This window comes from Acinetobacter sp. 226 (assembly GCF_048147925.1).
Taxonomy (GTDB): domain Bacteria; phylum Pseudomonadota; class Gammaproteobacteria; order Pseudomonadales; family Moraxellaceae; genus Acinetobacter; species Acinetobacter pecorum.
Map to the genome: position 1 here is coordinate 55,393 of NZ_JAYWYX010000006.1, position 17,705 is coordinate 73,097.

Below are 17,705 nucleotides of genomic sequence, written 5' to 3' on the forward strand. Positions count from 1 at the left end.
TTGACGCTGTTTGTCGATCCAATTTTAAAAATGGAGGATGTATGCCTTCTGCGAAACCATCCTGGTTTGCCAATATCAATCCAAATGTTTTTATCAGTACTGTAAGTATTATTGCGATATTTCTAGCGCTGGTCATATTTGCGCCTGATGCTTTTTCACTTCTCACCCAGCAACTGAACCAGTGGATTACTACGTCCTTTAGCTGGTTCTATGTCTTGTCTGTGGCGATATTTCTGATCCTGCTCATTTATATTGCCCTGTCAGACATGGGTAAAATCAAGCTGGGACCTGACCATAGTCAGCCTAAATATAAAAATACCTCCTGGTTTGCGATGTTATTCACCGCAGGGATGGGGATTGGCCTGATGTTCTTTGGCGTAGCTGAACCGGTGATGCACTATGTCACGCCGCCGGCCGGAACGCCTGAAACGGTGCTGGCTGCACAGCAATCTATGCGGGTTACTTTTTTCCACTGGGGTCTGCATGCCTGGGCAATTTATACGCTTGTTGGCCTGTCGCTGGCTTATTTCGCTTACCGGCATCAATTACCCTTAAAAATCCGTTCGGCCCTATATCCGCTGATTGGTCAAAAAATCTATGGTCCGCTTGGAGATGGGGTCGATACGTTTGCCACCATTGGTACGGTATTTGGTGTCGCCACAACACTGGGTTTCGGGGTTACTCAGATCAATTCAGGTTTGAATTACCTGTTTGGTATTGAACAGGCACCTAGCACTCAGGTGATCCTGATCATTGTGGTGAGTGCCATGGCAGCGACTTCTGTGTTTTTTGGATTAGATAAAGGAATTAAACGCTTATCTGAACTAAATTTAGTGCTTGCACTACTGTTGCTGATCTTTGTCTTTGTGGCAGGTCCAAGTATTTACCTGTTGCAGACCACTATTCAGAATGCCGGACAGTATGTTTCAAATCTGTTCAGTATGACTTTTAACCTGTATGCCTATCAGCCAAGTGGCTGGATTGGGGGCTGGACCATCATGTACTGGGCCTGGTGGATTTCTTGGTCGCCATTTGTCGGCATGTTTATCGCCCGGGTTTCAGAAGGACGAAGTATTCGTGAGTTTATCGTTGGCGTACTGCTGATTCCCACTGGATTTACCCTGATCTGGATGGGTTTTATGGGCAATGCCGCACTGTACAGCATTATGCATGAAGCCAATACCAGCTTGCTAGAAGCAGTTCAGCGTGATTCTTCAGTTGCCCTGTTTGAGTTTCTCAGTCATCTGCCTTTCAGTTCAGTGACCAGTATCATTGCGACGGTGCTGGTGATGCTATTCTTTGTGACTTCTGCCGATTCAGGAGCATTGGTGACTGATTATCTGACAGCAAAAAGTGAAAATTCACCGACCTGGCAGCGTCTGTTCTGGACCGTACTCATGGCTTTACTGGCGATCATCCTTTTACTGGCAGGCGGCTTAGAGGCACTGCAATCGGCCACGATCATGAGTGCCTTGCCATTTACCTTCATTATGCTGCTGATGTGCTGGGGTTTAATCAAAGCTTTGCATCTGGATGTCACCAAAATGCATGCACTGCAAGCAGCACGGATCACCCCGCGTGCCATCCAGAATCCGCGTAGCTGGCAACAGCGCTTAGGTCTAATCATGCATTATGCGCATAGCCAGGGTGAAGTACGTGATTATATTGAGACCACGGTCAGCAAAGCATTTAGCAGTTTTCAGGCTGAACTGAAACGGCGGCAGATACAGGTAAAAATTGCTCAACTGGAGGACGGTCTTGAGTTGCGGGTCGATCATCAGGATGAAATGAACTTTATCTATCAGGTCATTGCTACGCAGACTGTAGTACCAAGTTTTATGCCGGATGCTGACTCTCCCCAGTCTTATCAGGCAGAAGTCTTTTTAAGAGAAGGCGGGCAGGGCTATGATGTGATGGAATGGACACAAGAAGATCTGCTTCAGGACATCATTGATCAGTATGAACGTCATCTGCATTTTTTAAGTCTGGTGCGCACACCTGAGTAAACAGCTTCATAAAACAATAAAAAGGACGCATATTGCGTCCTTTTTTACTTCAGTATCTAATCAGAAATTAGAAACGGAATTTCGCATTAAGCGCACCTAGGTGTGCATCATTCGCACCGTATTCACCATCAGCATAAACGTAGCTTGCGCCAAGTGATACTGCTGGAGTCACAAAGTAACTTGCATTCACGCCAACTGCAGAGGTCGGCACGGTAGAGCTCTTGTAGCTGCCATCTGTATAAGAAACACCTAGACCCAGTTTAGGCGTTACATAAAGATCTGTTTTCAGTTGATACATCGTATCTTCGCCAGAAACTAAACCAGCTTCAAAACCGATAGCCATGTCAGTACCATCGATTGGACCTACATATTTAGTTCGTGCGGTGACTGCATCTTTCTTTTCACGGATCGCGCGCGATTCCATAGTTGCACTCATCAGACCATTATTTAAAATGTTGAAAGTATCTAAGGATTCTGTAGCAGCAATATTGGTATAACCTACCGCCATCAGGAAGTTTGGTAAAACCATGGCACCCAGCTCTAGTGCATAACGATCGCCAGAATCATCATTTTGAATTAAAGCAGTGAAATCATTTTTAGCGTCAGTTTTAGAGTGGTTATAAGATGCGCTTGCATATACTGGCACAACACTTGTAGGAATATAGGCTTCACCCTTAATGCCATAAGTGTGTTGTTCTGCATCAAACTCTTCATTTATCGTAACTGGATTACCATTCACATTAACTGTGCGGTTAATATCGGCAGTCAGCTGGCCAAAATTGTAGCCAGCAGAAATGCTGCTTGCTTGATTCAGGAAAGCAGCTTCAGCTAATGGCCCTTTAGAAGCGTCGACATCTTTAAAATAATAAGTCCCTTGTACCCCAACGTTATAGTTACCATCGTTAAGTTCGGCATCGTAATAGCCTACAGTACCTTGTACTTCAGCTTGGTAGGCTTGGGCACCTGTCACAGCAAGTAATAATGCTGATGCTAAATAAACCTTTTTCATACGCATTCCAATTAAGTTAATGAAAAAACATTTGAATTTTCATGAATAAAAGTCAAAAGGTCAACCTTTAATCAGTAGTAAATTGCTAACAAAAAAGGACGCATATCGCGTCCTTTTTTATTTTCAGCATCTAATCAGAAATTAGAAACGGAATTTCGCATTTACACCGATCGTCTGTGTATCACGAACTTGAGCAGTTTTTGCAAGATTCGCTTCATAGTTAGCATTTACATAAGATGCGCCAACTGCAACAGCAGGGGTGATGAAGTAGTTAACGTTCGCGCCCCATGCTTTGTCTGGAGAACCCGTAAAGCTAGATTCCATATAAGAAGCACCTACGCTTAACTGCGGGTTAAGGAAAAGAGTTGTACCTAAGTTGTAGGCAGTGTCTTCGCCATAAACCAGACCGCTTTCAAAACCAACTGACATGTTGGTTCCGTCAATCGCGCCTACGTATTTAGTACGGGCAGTGATTGCATCTTGGTCTCCATTGATTGTTTGAGACTCTAAGCCTGCTTTAATAACACCGTTATTAAACATGTTGAACGCGTCATAAGACGTTTGGTCTGCGACGCTGGTATAACCAACAGCAACCAAGAAATTAGGAATCGGTAATACACCTACTTCTAATGCATAACGGTCGCCATTGTCATCCGCTTGACCACCTTTACCATCAGTAATGGTATGGCTATAAGATGCACTTGCATAAGCAGGAACAACTTGAGTCGGGATGTAAGCTTCACCTTTCACACCAAAAGTATGAGAAGTCTGGTCTTTGGCATCAGCGTCTACATCGTATTCGCCATATGTATAAGCAGCAGAAACGTTTGATGCCTGATTAAGGAAAGCAGCTTCAGCTAAAGGACCTTTAGTCGCATCAACATTTTTAAAGTAGTAAGTACCTTGAACAGCACCAGTGAAATCTTTGTCATTTACAGTATTGTCGATGAACTCTGACTGACCTTGAACTTCGAATTGATATGCTTGAGCACCGGTCATGGCTAATAATAAAGCAGTGGCTAAACCGAGTTTTTTCATGATATTTACCGTTTTGTTACAAGATGTGTACAGCTTGGAACATATTGTATTGTAACAATTTATTAAGTCAATCTGGTCTGCGATAGCTATTTTTTTAAGCTAAATAATTGTATTATTTTTGTGTAAATTTCATGTTTTTGATGAATCTCCTCTTTGTAGAAAAAATTCTTTTATAACAAAAGGTAAACTTTAAAATTAAAATCAAGTTCTAAAATTAAGGAGAAATTATGTTGATATTTTTATTTCTTAATTCAATTAAATTTAAAATTTAGATTGGTAAAATCAATTAATGGGAGGTGGAATTTTCCATAAATATGTCAACAAACTTAAACTATTCAGCTCATCAAATCTTTGATTGGGTTGATTATTTTTTAGCCTAAATAGGTCGGATGGCATGGTGGATGCCTATTTTTTAAGCCAAATAAGAATGTTTTATAATCTTGAGCGAAGCAATCGGCTTTACTTTTTTAAGAGAATTTTACATAATATAAAAATCAAGTTAGAGTTCACACTTTCAGGGTGATTTAGCCTGATTCTCCACAATTTTTTGTTTTATCGGCCCAGCTTTCCCCAAGGTTGGGCTTTTTTTTGCCCCGAATTTTTAATTTTAACGATCCTCGATTCCTGAGTTAAAACACTCAAGACAAAAGCAGATATATTAAGAATTGGATGGCACTAAAATGGTGCAATTTGAAAAGTAAAAATAGAATGAAAAAACTTAATAGTTAAAAAAAACCCCAATTTTCATAGAAAACTGGGGTTTTTTCGCCAAAATTTGCGGGTAAACTAAAATATCTGCTGAGGAATAATTTAACTCGCCCTAATGCGGTGCATTATGCACCTCTTTGTTGCATGTGTAAATAGTGCAGAAAGCAAGTTTTTATATTTTTTTAACTATAAATATTTTCTTATTTTGATATGCGTTTATGTGGGGCTGTAGATATAAAACTCTGCTGTATCGTCTGAAAGGAGCAATAGTACAGATTTTAAGAAGTTTAGATTAAAAAAATTATGAAAAACATAAGCTAACTAAGACTAAAGACTTTAAGAAAATCTGTTTTTATTTGTATAATAAACATTCTATTTGGATTTGTTTGTAATATTGGGGCGTAATACAACAGCATGAATACATTACGCTCTGAGTGGATCAGTAAACGTTTATACGGGTCGATGTCGATTATTATTTTGTGCTTACTCTGCATCTGTATTCCCTTGATCGTCAGTAGCAGTCAAAGCTATTTAAAATCCAGACAAACTTATCAACAACTTAATGCCTTGCAACAGGTCGCTGATCTGGCAAATAAAATTTCGCGTGAGCGCGCACCTGCCAATAAAGCCATGTCCAGTTCGGTGCAAGAATTTGCCAAGCATCAGCAAGAGTTAATCCGCTATCGGCAGCAGGTAGACCAGCAATTGTCCCTGACGACTGAAGTATTGGCAAAAGTCGGTTTTAACGATCTGAATCAGCAACTTTCACAGCTTGAAATCAGTCTGAAAAAAGGATGTGCACAGGTTGATGCTTATACCCGGATGCCACGTCAGCAACGTAATGCACAGGAAATGGATCAGGCAATTCTGGCGATGTTCGCTGCCTGGGAAAGTTGCCGCGAACTTTTGCGGGGTGTGGCAATGACTTCAGATAGCTCATCAACTCATCTAAAGAACTATATTAGCCAGATTCTATTTTTATCTGATTTGCGCGATCAGGCGGGGCGGGTTGCCTCGTCTGTCATGGCGCATGTGACATTTGACACCCCGCTCCCGACAGAAAATATTACCCGCTCTTTACAGACCCAGCATCAGGTGCGTTATCTGTGGTCATTAATTGATACCCTTCAACCTGCTCAAGATAAGACCGAGGAATTCATCCGTTTGCATCGGCGGGTAGAAACCGAGTTTATTCAGCAAGGTTTACCGATCGTCAGCGAGCTGATCGATGATAGTCTGGAGCAACGTGATTACCATTTAAGCGGAACCCAGCTGACTGAAGCGATCGTAGACAAATTTGCGACCGTGGTGGATCTGCAAAATTACCTGCTGCAATACAGTAGAGATGCAGCGATCCGGGAAATGAACAGCAATATGCAGCGTTTGACCTGGAGCATATTGTTGTCGTTGATTTCATTGCTGACCGCTATTTCTACCATGGTCTTTGCACGCAAACAGGTTTTTCTGCCGCTGATTCAGGCGCGTCGCCTGCTGTTGAATTTATCTAAAAATTCGGGTCGTCAAAAAATTGATATGCCGCTGCGTGACACGAGCCATTCGGATTCTCTATTTGCAGCCATTCAGAAATTGCAGCAGATGTTGCAGGAACGCGATGCCCTGGAATTTCGTTTAAAGAATATTGCCCACTCCGATTCTTTGACCGGATTATCCAACCGTTTTGCCCTGGAAGAATATATCCGCTTTCTGGAAAATCAGCCGGGTCAATTGAGCCAAACCTGTCTGATGATTATTGATATTGATCATTTTAAACAGGTAAATGATCAATATGGACATATTATTGGTGATCAGGTCATTCAGCTGGTGGCCGAGCGTTTAAAAGCCAATGTCCGTGCTACAGATTTGCTAGTGCGTTATGGGGGTGATGAGTTTCTGGTACTGATTGAAAATATCCAGATGCAGCAGGCACTGATTGTGGCTGATAAAATCCGTGCTGAAGTGGCTGAGCGTCATATTGTGACTGCAACAGGAGATGAGATTAAGGTTTCGGTCAGTATTGGCGTAGCGATTGGTGCTGGCTCTTGGATAGCTTTATTGTCAAATGCAGATGATGCTTTGTTTGCGGCAAAGGCCAAAGGACGCAATGCGGTGGCTGAGGTTTAAATACACTGAATAGAATATTTAAAATTAATGTTTTGAAAGCAATCATCCTTAGATTTGGTAATGATAAAAATAGAATAAGTATCGTCCATTTAAATGATTGAAAATTATAAAATTCAGAAAGGTTTAAAATGAGTGAAAATTGTATCTTCTGTCAGATTGTGAAAGGTGAATTACCTTGTCATCTGATCGATGAAAATGAGGATTTTTTGGCTTTCCTCAGTATTTATCCAAATACCCTGGGCGTAACAGTTGTTATTCCAAAACAGCATTATTCTAGTTATGCATTTGAACTGAGCAATCAGGTTCTGGCAAATCTGGTTCTCTACACCAAACAGGTGGCATTAAGGCTGGATCATTATTTTGAAGATGTGGGTCGAACCGGCATGGTATTTGAAGGTTTTGGTGTTGATCATGTGCATGCCAAGTTATTTCCGATGCATCAGACTCAAGGCCTGCATAAGAATTGGCAACCTGTGAATTCGTCAATCGATAAATATTTCGATGCCTATGAAGGATATATTTCATCGCATGATGCGCAAAGAGCAGATGATCAAGAACTGGCGCAATTGGCTAAAGCAATTCGTTCAATAGTCTAGTGAAAGATAAAAAACGGTGAACGAATCACCGTTTTAGCATACTTATTACCTGAATAAAAAATCTCCCTAGCCCTAAGTCCTATATGACGTCAGATAAAGAAGAAAAATCCCTCCTTTTTCAAAGGAGGGTTGGGGAGGATTTAAAAAACTAAATCACTTCAACAACGGCTTCAAGAATTTACCTGTATGTGAAGCTTTGACTTTCACTACTTCTTCAGGCGTTCCTTCCGCGACAATCATACCGCCACCCGAACCGCCTTCAGGTCCCAAATCCACCACCCAGTCGGCGGTTTTAATTACGTCCAGATTATGCTCAATCACCACGATGGTATTACCCTTGTCACGGAGCTGATGCAGGATATCCAGTAGTTTGGCAATATCATGAAAATGCAGACCCGTGGTCGGTTCATCCAGAATATACAGGGTTTTACCAGTATCACGTTTGGCCAGCTCGCGTGCCAGCTTGACCCGCTGTGCTTCACCACCAGAAAGAGTGGTAGCAGACTGACCCAGACGGATATAACCCAGACCCACCTGATTCAGCGTTTCCAGACGACGGTGAATCACCGGAATGGCATCGAAGAAATGCATAGCATCTTCAACGGTCATTTCCAGTACATCGGAAATGTTCTTGCCCTTATAGTTCACTTCCAGCGTTTCACGGTTATAACGCTTGCCATGACAGGCATCACATGGCACATACATATCCGGCAGGAAGTGCATTGCCACCTTGATCATACCGTCACCTTCACAGGCTTCACAGCGACCGCCTTTTACGTTAAACGAGAAACGACCGGCGGCATAACCGCGTGCCTTGGCTTCCTGTGTCTGTGAAAATAGTTCACGAATCGGGGTAAATAGACCGGTATAAGTCGCTGGATTGGAACGTGGGGTTCGTCCAATCGGACTCTGGTCAATATCCACAACTTTGTCGAGGAATTGCAAACCATCAATCGATTCAAACTTTTCCGAAGTTAAAGTAGTGGCACCATTGAGCTGGGTTGCCGCCAAAGGTAACAAGGTGCGGTTGATCAGGGTAGATTTACCCGAACCGGACACCCCGGTAACACAGGTCATAATACCTAAAGGAATGGTCAGATCGACTTTTTTCAGGTTATGTCCGGATGCCCCCATCAGCTTGATCTGTTCCTCAGGCTTAGGCGGTTGAATCCGTTTTTTCGGCACTTCGATTTTTAATTTGCCGGATAAATATTTTCCGGTCAGCGAGTCAGGATTCGCCAGAATTTCATCATAAGTCCCTTCGGCAATCACATGCCCGCCATGTACGCCGGCACCTGGACCAATATCAATAATATGGTCAGCGGCACGAATCGCATCTTCATCATGCTCGACCACCAAGACGGTATTGCCCAGATCACGCAGACGGATCAGGGTTTGTAACAGACGGTCGTTATCACGCTGATGCAAACCAATCGACGGTTCATCCAGCACATACATGACGCCCATCAAACCGGCACCGATCTGTGAGGCCAGACGAATCCGCTGCGCTTCACCACCAGATAAAGTTTCCGCAGAACGCGACAGGCTGAGATAGTTCAGGCCCACCGAAACCAGAAAGTGCAGACGTTCACGGATTTCCTTGAAAATCTTGTCGGCAATTTCACCCCGTGCACCTTCCAGATGAATGCCTTGATAATAGCTTTCAGCATCGCCAATCGACATGCGGGTAACGTCGGCAATGGTCTTGTCCAGAATTTTCACATTGCGTGAAATTTCATTCAGGCGTGAACCATCACAGGCATCGCAGGCGGCATTGGACAGATACTGTGCCAGATCATCACGCACATAATTACTTTCGGTTTCACGATAACGGCGTTCCAGATGCGGCAAAATTCCTTCAAAGGGAATGACCCGATTATGGCGACGGCCACGTTCATCGATATAACTCAAATCAATTTTTTCTTTGCCGGTGCCGTACAGAAATTTTTTCTTGGTATCGGCATCCAGTTCATTCCACGGCGTTTCTAGAGAAAAACCGAAATGCTCGGCGACTTTCTGGATCATGCTGTAATAATATGGACGCTGACGGTCCCAACCACGAATGGCTCCCTGACTGACGCTAATCTCAGGGTTGGGAATCAGTTTGTCGGCACTGAAATGGCTGCGGGTCCCCAGACCGTCACAGACCGGACAGGCACCAAAGGGATTGTTGAATGAAAACAGGCGTGGTTCCAGTTCAGCCACAGCACGGTCACATTGCGGGCAGGAATGCTTGGCTGAAAACACGCGATCGTTATGTTCGCCTTTCATCCAAGATAAAATCGCGATATCGCCACCGAGACGTAGCGCGGTTTCAAAACTTTCGGCAATACGGTTACCCAGATCATCACGTACTTTAAAGCGGTCGACCACCACTTCAATGGTATGTTTTTTCTTTTTATCCAGCTCAGGTGGTGGATCAATTTCCATGATCTCGCCATCCACACGGGCGCGGACAAAACCCTGACTTTGTAGCTGTTCAAACAGCGCTGTATATTCGCCCTTACGTTCGCGCACGACCGGTGCTAACAATAACAGAGCAGTGCCTTCTTCCAGTGCTTTGACTGCATCGACCATTTCAGTGACTGTTTGTGCCACCATTGGCAGGTCATGTTCCGGACAATAAGGCGTTCCGACCCGTGCATAGAGTAGACGTAAATAGTCATAAATTTCGGTAATAGTGCCTACAGTCGAACGCGGGTTATGACTGGTAGATTTCTGCTCGATCGCAATCGCTGGGCTTAAGCCTTCGATCGAATCGACTTCCGGTTTTTCCATTTGGGAGAGGAACTGGCGGGCATAGGCTGACAGCGACTCGACATAACGGCGCTGACCTTCGGCATATAAGGTATCGAAGGCCAATGAGGACTTACCTGAACCAGACAGTCCCGTAATCACCACAAACTTGTCGCGTGGTATATCAAGGTTCACATTTTTCAGGTTATGGGTACGTGCGCCTCGAATACGGATGTGGCTTTGGCTCATGCAAGAATCCTAGAATATTCATCAAAAACTCTTATATGATACCGGATGAAAAATGTTCAAGTGCAAATAAAAGTATTTTAAACGTCAAGTTATGTCGGTGATTGGTCAAAAGATCAGTATAAAAGCAACTATTTAGAAACGGATGATGTATTTTTCCATTGAAATTCTGGCCAACCTTTTTATCAAGACGTTTAAATATGGATTCGACGTCTGCAAAAGGTTGAGTGCATGGAAGTGCAGAGTATCAATCAAGATGAATATTAAAACTATTTTGCATTATTTAAAATTTTTTAGAAAAAAAGCCCTGTATTGAACAGGGCTAAATTCAGCTTAAATTAATCCAGACCAGGCCACTGGCGTTGTTCATAAGCACTGTCCCAGAATAGCCATTCCAGGCGCGCTGCATGGGTATAAGCTGTATGCATTTTTTCTAGTGTATCGGCATCGACACGCGCTGCCACCCGATCCACGGTTGCAATCACATTACGCACGGCGGTATGGAAATCTTCCCCGGCATAGGTATCAATCCAGGCCTGATAAGGATTATTTGCTGCAGCATTGTCGACAATATCCTTGCCGACTTCTGCATAAATCCAGAAACACGGCAGCAACGAAGCCAATACCACCGGATAACTTTCGGCCCAAGCCGTCGCCTGCAAATAAGAAGTATAATGATGGCATGCCAGCGTCAACGGTGTCTGCTCAAATTGCGCCTTGCTAATACCAAAATCCTGCATAAAGCCATCATGCAGGCTGCGTTCTACCACAATTGCAATTTTAGCTGCTTCACTAAACTGGATAACGTCATCTGCCTCAAAAGCTTTGGCTGCACAGACTGCCAGCGCACGACCATAGGCCAGCAGATAATGCGCATCCTGAATCACATAATGGCTAAAGGCGTCACGGCTTAAGGTGCCCTGTGCCAGCTGCTGGTTAAAAGGCAACGCCAATGTCTTCTGATAAAGTTCGAGATTACGTTGCCATACATCTTGAGAGAAACTCATACTAAAATCCTGAGCAGTTGAGGTCTAAGCATGCAGCACTATAGCAAAGAACGCCCTGTTTAAAAGATCAACAACCTGGAAAAGCAGAAAATACTCAAATATGGCTCAGGAAGTGCTTTGGTTTAGATGACAAAAGTTTCATAATTGAGACAACTTCTGGTTTTAGTATTTCCCTGTAATTAAAGAAATACATTCAATGAAATTTATCTAAGGTCGATATGTATGTTGAAACATTTTGGTTTCTCAATTGCATTTTCGATTGTGTGTCTTGGTTTGTCTGCTTATTGGGGTTATACCCACGGTCCGGAAGCGGGCCTGCAAACCATGTTCACAGCACTGACCATCACCGCTATTCTGGCGATTATGGAAGTGTCGTTATCTTTTGATAACGCGGTTGTCAATGCATCTGTCCTTCGCGGCTGGGATCATTTCTGGAAAATGCTCTTCCTGACGGTCGGAATTTTAATTGCCGTTTTCGGGATGCGTCTAATCTTCCCGGTGGCCATCGTCGCGGTAACCGCAGACATGGGCTTTATGGAAGTAGTCCAGCTGGCCCTGAATGATCCAAAAGAATATTCAGCGCGTTTGATGGCGCATCATCCTGAAATTGCGGCATTTGGTGGTGCCTTCCTGTTGATGGTATTCCTGAATTTCTTCCTGGATGAAGAAAAGGATACCCACTGGTTCAGACGAGTAGAACGCCGTTTATCCAACCTGGCCAGTGTTCCGGCGATGTCGGTCTTTATCGCCCTGGTGGCGCTGCTGATTATGGCGGCCAATGTGGTAGAGGCCAAGCGTCTGGTCGTGACGATGGCGGGGATCTGGGGTATTGTGATCTACATCGGGGTACAGGTCCTGAGCCATCTATTGGGTGGTGAGCCGGAAGTCGATGAAAATGGCAATGCAGTTCGTCATGACGAAAATGGCGTGCCTACTGGCGTGGTAAAAGCCGGTATCGGTGGCTTTCTCTACCTCGAAGTTCTGGATGCTTCCTTCAGTTTTGATGGCGTGATTGGCGCCTTTGCGATTACCTCGGATGTGGTGATTATCATGCTGGGTCTGGCGATTGGTGCGATCTTCGTGCGTTCCATGACCATTTATCTGGTCGAAAAAGGTACACTGGATGCTTATATCTATCTGGAACATGGCGCACATTATGCGATTGGTGCCTTGGCCTTTATCATGATCGCCAGCGGGACTGGCGTGCATGTGCCAGAAGTCGTGACCGGTCTGATCGGTGTGGCCTTTATTGTCTGGGCTGTGATTGCCTCGATCCAGTATAAAAAACGTCAGGCAGCTTTAGACAAATAAAATGTTGCTCTTGACTGAAAAGCGTGGCTCCGGCCGCGCTTTTTTATTTTTAGATCGGCATCATCTTTATTTCAACTAAAATTCTTGTCTTATTAATGAGCTGAATGTCCTATAATCTGGGCTCCAGATTAATTAACCCAATCGCCATAATTTATGATGAATGCTTTAGAACGTCGTTCAACCTTTGCCCTGAGCAGTATTTTTGCACTGCGCATGCTGGGGTTGTTTATGATTATCCCGGTATTTTCGGTGGCAGGGCAGGCATATCAATATGCGACACCTGCACTGATCGGTTTGGCGGTCGGGGTCTATGGTCTGACCCAGGCACTGTTACAGATTCCATTCAGCCTGATTGCGGACCGTTATAGCCGTAAGCCGCTGGTGGTTTTAGGGCTGCTTTTATTTGCATTAGGTGGGGCAATTGCCGCCATGTCGGACACCATTTATGGTGTCATTATCGGCCGTGCGATTGCTGGAGGCGGGGCAGTATCTGCTGTGGTGATGGCATTGCTGGCAGATGTGACCCGTGAAGAAAACCGTATGAAAGCCATGGCAATCATGGGGATGAGTATCGGTCTGTCTTTTGTGGTGGCCTTTAGTCTGGGGCCTTGGCTCACAGGTCTGGTCGGCATCTCGGGATTATTCTGGGTGACTACGGTGATGGGCCTGGCAGCGATTGCCATGCTGCTGATGGTGCCTAAAGTCACGCGCCATCATCAAAACTTTCAGCAGGGCTATCTGGCACAGTTGAAACAGGTACTCAAAATCGGTGATCTGAACCGGCTGCATGTATCGGTCTTTACCCTGCATTTATTGCTTACCGCCATGTTTATCTATGTGCCTTCGCAGCTGATCGAATTTGCAGATTTGCCACTAGCCAGTCATGGCTGGGTATATTTACCGCTATTGGTGCTCAGTCTGTTTTTTGCTTTTCCAAGTATTATCCTGGCAGAAAAATACCATAAAATGCGCGCGATTTTTCTGGTCGCCATTACTGGCATTATTCTGGGTTTAATGGTGATGGCATTTGGTTTTGAATCCAAATATGTCTTGCTGACCGGTCTGGGCCTGTTCTTCATCGCCTTTAATGTGATGGAAGCCCTGTTACCATCCTGGTTATCGAAAGCGGCACCGATCCAGTCCAAAGCGACGGCAATGGGCGTGAATGCCAGCAGCCAGTTTTTAGGGGCGTTCTTTGGCGGTATGATTGGCGGACAATTGCTGCTGCTCAATAATACCTCAATGGGCTGGAGTATCCTGACAGGGATCGCGATAATCTGGCTGCTGATGAGTTTTGGTCTGGCTCAGCCGCGTTATCTGTCCTCATTGGTACTGCGATTGCCGGAAAGCAGACAAACTGACGAATGGACTTCTCAGCTTTTGGCGATTCGTGGTATTGAAGAGGTCGTGGTGATGTCTGAACAGCAAGTTGCCTATGTAAAAGTCGATAAACAGCAAATAGATGATGCTTCGCGACAACAATTAACGCACTTGTTAGGTAAAGAGGTAGCCATTTAATCATAACTCTTATAAAGTAAAATACAGAAATATATAGGAAGTAGACGGCAGATGCGTGGTGTAAATAAAGTTATTTTAGTGGGTACTTTGGGTAAAGATCCGGAAACCAAAACTTTTGCAAATGGTGGTTCTCTCACTCAATTTTCGATTGCAACCAGCGATTCGTGGACAGATAAAAGTACGGGTGAGCGCAAAGAACAAACGGAATGGCACCGTATCGTGCTGCATAACCGTTTAGGTGAAATTGCACAGCAATATCTTCGCAAAGGCTCAAAAGTGTATATTGAAGGTTCATTACGTACCCGTCAGTGGACTGACCAGAATGGTCAGGAACGCTATACGACGGAAATCCGTGGTGAACAAATGCAGATGCTAGACTCTAGCCGCCCTCAAAACGATCAGGGTGAGAGCAGCTTTAATCAGCCACGGTTTAATAATAATCAGGCGAACAACAACCAGGGTGGTTATGGTAATAACCCGCAATCTGGTTATGGTTCAACGCCACAGCAAGGTGGCTTTAACAACAATAATCAAGGCGGTGGCTATGGCAACAATAATCCGAGTGGTTTTGCGCCGAAATCTGCACCTGCTCCAACAGCAGCGCCTGCAGCAGATCTAGATGATGACCTACCGTTCTAGATCAGAAGGTAAATCATCATTAAAACCCACCTGAATATGGTGGGTTTTTTATGTCTTGAATATTTGTATTAAGTTTGAATAAAGCACTGATTTATTAAAATATTAAGAAGTCTTAAAGCATGACGTTGCTTTTGATCAGAACAACTCTGCATCGAGAAAATAAATGAGATAAGCAATACCGATAGAAATTTATGATCTAAAAAAGCGATCATTTTTATAAAAACTTACGGTTTTACCTATTTGAAGATTTTTCGTATTCTAGCTTCACAACATAAGCAATCCCAGAAATAAGCGAGAGGAAACATCTCATGAGTTTAATCAATACTGAAATCAAACCGTTCAATACAACTGCTTATCACAATGGTCAGTTCATCGAAGTTTCTGAGCAGGACCTGAAAGGTAAATGGTCAGTGGTGTTTTTCTATCCTGCAGATTTTACCTTTGTTTGTCCAACAGAACTTGCAGATTTAGCTGATCAATATGCCGAATTCCAGAAAATGGGCGTAGAAATTTATTCTGTTTCTACCGACACCCATTTTACTCATAAGGCTTGGCACGATACCTCAGAGGAAATCCAAAAGATCCAATATCCAATGATCGGGGATCCGACCTGGACATTGTCTAAAAACTTTGAAGTATTGATTGAGGCTGAAGGTCTGGCAGATCGTGGTACTTTCGTGATTGATCCAGAAGGTAAAATCCAGATTGTTGAAATCAATGCGGGTGGTATCGGCCGTGATGCACAAGAACTTCTGCGTAAAGTGAAAGCAGCACAATATGTCTATGCACACCCAGGTGAAGTTTGTCCGGCAAAATGGAAAGAAGGTGAAGCAACACTTGCACCATCCATCGACCTGGTGGGTAAAATCTAATTCATACCTACTTTTTTGCAGCAAAAGATCCAGCACAAGTTGCTGGATTTTTTAATTCTTAATTCAGCTATTTGCGCCTCATTTGAAGATAAATCAAGAAAGGTAGAATTTGACTATCTGCCTTTCAAGTTACTTATTCCGGTTAATCAAGTGAGTCCAATACCACGCCACGTGATTTATAAAGTATGAAAACAAAGAAGCCTCTGCTTTCGCAGAGGCTTTAATTTAAAAGGCGCTGTAGTTTCTTGTCGTTTTAAATAATTTCGCATAAACCCATCTGAGTCTAAGCAGATAAGTTTAAGCTTTTATTATGCTGCGAATCATAGGTATTCTAAAAGTATTTGTCAACCAAAGGTTATAAAAATGGTTAACTAAATTAGTTGTTTTTAAAGTGTATTTTTATTTAATTAGGCAAAAATATGAGTAAAATCCTAGATTTGATGGAATTTTAACTAATGCAAGAAATGGATAAAAAGCAAGGTGAAATTGAACAAAAAGGCCTTTACGAAAAACATATATTCTGGAAGATTTTAATAACCTGTTTGACTGGCGCATGGTACATAATTTCTGTAGTTTTTCAATGACGGATGATCAGTTTGGATATTGCAGTAATAGGTAGTGGCATGGCCGGACTGGCTACAGCCAGAATGCTCCAAGATGCAGGGCATCACATCACGATTTTCGAAGCACTTCCTGGTCGCGGCATGGACAGTCATAGCCTTGAATTTGAAGGGGGGCTGATTGATGCACCTTTACGTGTGATGAACCCCTATCTGTGGAAAAACACCCTGAGCTTGGCCACACATCTAGGCATTAAAACTTATCCGGTGCGGACTTATATGGCCTGCAGCTGGTTATTTGAAGATAAAACTGAAACTTGGCTGACCACATCGCGCAGCCGTATTGGCAATATCCCGATTATCAACAACCGTAAAGGCTTGCAGCAGTATGGCTGGCGTTTGGTCAAAGGCCTGTTGCAGTTAAAAGTTGCATTGACTAAATTCTTTAAATCAAAAAATCAGGACATCAGCCTGGCAGAATTTATCAACCGCAACGAGATTGAAGAAGTATTTTGGCATGGTGCGGTGATGCCGGTGCTATATACCATCTGTACTTGTAATCCGAAAACTATTGGTGAATGGCCAGCTAAACCCTTGTTGATTTTCCTGCGTCAATTAACCGATGGTGATGCGTTACTGCGTCTGCAAGGCGGTACACCGGCGCTGGTCGACAAGCTGATTGAAGGCATTCAGATTGAAGACGGTTCAGCGATCACATTGGTACAAGAGCAAGGCGATCAGGTCAGAGTGGAAAATGCAGCCGGTTATTCAAAACTGTTTGACCGGGTGATTGTCGCGACCCCGACCACCAAAATTGAGGAGTTCCTGGATGCAGAACAGTTTGCCAGTGAAATTGAGTTATTGAAGAAATTCAAATTCGAACAGGGCGAACTGGTGATTCATACCGATGCCAGCGTGATGCCGCCAAAACGTAAAGACTGGGCCGTACTCAGTTATATGATGGACCGTAAATTTACCCGTCAGCAATTTACCGTGTGGCTCAACTCGATTGAGCCTTCTCTGGTTGGCAAATCGGCCGTATTTCAGACCTGGCGTCCAGTGACTGACATTGATCCGAAGAAAGTGATCAAATCGGTAATGCTGACGCGTGCAGTTGTTGATGCTAATACGGTGGCACTGAATAAAGAATTGCAGCAACGTCATCTGGAAGCCAATCGTAAGGTCTTCTTCTGTGGCTCATGGTCATGTGATGGTTTACCGATTCTGGAGTCGGCGGTGACCTCAGCGATGAAAATTGCGGAAATTTTTGGTGCACCTTTACCATTTCAAGGTTTAAAACCTGTGGTCGAGGTTGCACCGCAACTGGGTTATTAATCC

12 protein-coding genes are annotated in these 17,705 nt (G+C 43.8%); 8 read left to right on the plus strand and 4 right to left on the minus strand.

The window, feature by feature from the left end; translation table 11 throughout:
* The first annotated feature begins 41 nt into the window (after positions 1–41).
* On the plus strand, positions 42–2,006 hold the full coding sequence (locus VXP95_RS03870; RefSeq protein ID WP_064095033.1) for a BCCT family transporter: 1,965 nt from the start codon (positions 42–44) through the stop codon (positions 2,004–2,006).
* A gap of 67 nt (positions 2,007–2,073) precedes the next feature.
* Here the strand turns inward: VXP95_RS03870 and omp33-36 (VXP95_RS03875) are convergent, their stop codons facing one another.
* Both omp33-36 (VXP95_RS03875) and omp33-36 (VXP95_RS03880) read right to left on the minus strand, forming a co-directional pair.
* On the minus strand, positions 2,074–3,015 hold the full coding sequence (omp33-36, locus tag VXP95_RS03875) for a porin Omp33-36 (RefSeq protein ID WP_064102622.1): 942 nt from the start codon (positions 3,013–3,015) through the stop codon (positions 2,074–2,076).
* 141 nt (positions 3,016–3,156) lie between these two features.
* Positions 3,157–4,053: a porin Omp33-36 gene (omp33-36, locus tag VXP95_RS03880; protein WP_064102623.1), complete on the minus strand. Its 897-nt coding sequence runs from the start codon at positions 4,051–4,053 to the stop codon at positions 3,157–3,159.
* A gap of 1,122 nt (positions 4,054–5,175) precedes the next feature.
* Here omp33-36 (VXP95_RS03880) and VXP95_RS03885 point away from each other — a divergent pair.
* Both VXP95_RS03885 and VXP95_RS03890 read left to right on the plus strand, forming a co-directional pair.
* Positions 5,176–6,882, plus strand: coding sequence for a diguanylate cyclase (locus VXP95_RS03885; RefSeq protein WP_416711467.1), 1,707 nt, complete (start codon positions 5,176–5,178; stop codon positions 6,880–6,882).
* Positions 6,883–7,010: 128 nt separating this feature from the next.
* Positions 7,011–7,478, plus strand: a complete 468-nt coding sequence (locus VXP95_RS03890) for an HIT family protein (protein WP_064095029.1) — start codon at positions 7,011–7,013, stop codon at positions 7,476–7,478.
* A 153-nt stretch (positions 7,479–7,631) separates the two neighbouring features.
* Here VXP95_RS03890 and uvrA read toward each other — a convergent pair whose 3' ends face one another.
* Complete coding sequence (gene uvrA / locus VXP95_RS03895; RefSeq protein WP_416711469.1) at positions 7,632–10,463, minus strand: excinuclease ABC subunit UvrA; 2,832 nt, start codon at positions 10,461–10,463, stop codon at positions 7,632–7,634.
* 335 nt (positions 10,464–10,798) lie between these two features.
* Entirely contained in the window at positions 10,799–11,467 is a 669-nt protein-coding gene (tenA, locus tag VXP95_RS03900; RefSeq protein ID WP_144724791.1) for a thiaminase II, read from the minus strand.
* A 222-nt stretch (positions 11,468–11,689) separates the two neighbouring features.
* Between tenA and VXP95_RS03905 the strand changes: the two genes are divergently transcribed.
* The 5 genes from VXP95_RS03905 to VXP95_RS03925 all read left to right on the plus strand — a co-directional run bounded on the left by VXP95_RS03905 (position 11,690) and on the right by VXP95_RS03925 (position 17,702).
* The gene (locus tag VXP95_RS03905) at positions 11,690–12,778 is read left to right on the plus strand and encodes a DUF475 domain-containing protein (protein WP_416711470.1); all 1,089 of its coding nucleotides are present in this window, start codon (positions 11,690–11,692) and stop codon (positions 12,776–12,778) included.
* Between the two features lie 153 nt (positions 12,779–12,931).
* Positions 12,932–14,296, plus strand: coding sequence for an MFS transporter (locus VXP95_RS03910; protein ID WP_064095025.1), 1,365 nt, complete (start codon positions 12,932–12,934; stop codon positions 14,294–14,296).
* Positions 14,297–14,347: 51 nt separating this feature from the next.
* A complete protein-coding gene (gene ssb, locus VXP95_RS03915; protein WP_416681405.1) occupies positions 14,348–14,935 on the plus strand; it encodes a single-stranded DNA-binding protein in 588 nt (195 codons plus the stop codon).
* A gap of 308 nt (positions 14,936–15,243) precedes the next feature.
* On the plus strand, positions 15,244–15,807 hold the full coding sequence (gene ahpC, locus VXP95_RS03920) for an alkyl hydroperoxide reductase subunit C (RefSeq protein ID WP_416711471.1): 564 nt from the start codon (positions 15,244–15,246) through the stop codon (positions 15,805–15,807).
* 587 nt (positions 15,808–16,394) lie between these two features.
* Entirely contained in the window at positions 16,395–17,702 is a 1,308-nt protein-coding gene (locus tag VXP95_RS03925; RefSeq protein WP_064102628.1) for an FAD-dependent oxidoreductase, read from the plus strand.
* Positions 17,703–17,705 lie beyond the last annotated feature (3 nt).

Coding starts and splice junctions, on each gene's coding strand:
- VXP95_RS03870 (WP_064095033.1), top strand. CDS start 42: ATGCCTTCTGCGAAACCATCCTGGTTTGCCAATATCAATCCAAATGTT.
- omp33-36 (WP_064102622.1), bottom strand. CDS start 3,015: ATGAAAAAGGTTTATTTAGCATCAGCATTATTACTTGCTGTGACAGGT.
- omp33-36 (WP_064102623.1), bottom strand. CDS start 4,053: ATGAAAAAACTCGGTTTAGCCACTGCTTTATTATTAGCCATGACCGGT.
- VXP95_RS03885 (WP_416711467.1), top strand. CDS start 5,176: ATGAATACATTACGCTCTGAGTGGATCAGTAAACGTTTATACGGGTCG.
- VXP95_RS03890 (WP_064095029.1), top strand. CDS start 7,011: ATGAGTGAAAATTGTATCTTCTGTCAGATTGTGAAAGGTGAATTACCT.
- uvrA (WP_416711469.1), bottom strand. CDS start 10,463: ATGAGCCAAAGCCACATCCGTATTCGAGGCGCACGTACCCATAACCTG.
- tenA (WP_144724791.1), bottom strand. CDS start 11,467: ATGAGTTTCTCTCAAGATGTATGGCAACGTAATCTCGAACTTTATCAG.
- VXP95_RS03905 (WP_416711470.1), top strand. CDS start 11,690: ATGTTGAAACATTTTGGTTTCTCAATTGCATTTTCGATTGTGTGTCTT.
- VXP95_RS03910 (WP_064095025.1), top strand. CDS start 12,932: ATGATGAATGCTTTAGAACGTCGTTCAACCTTTGCCCTGAGCAGTATT.
- ssb (WP_416681405.1), top strand. CDS start 14,348: ATGCGTGGTGTAAATAAAGTTATTTTAGTGGGTACTTTGGGTAAAGAT.
- ahpC (WP_416711471.1), top strand. CDS start 15,244: ATGAGTTTAATCAATACTGAAATCAAACCGTTCAATACAACTGCTTAT.
- VXP95_RS03925 (WP_064102628.1), top strand. CDS start 16,395: ATGATCAGTTTGGATATTGCAGTAATAGGTAGTGGCATGGCCGGACTG.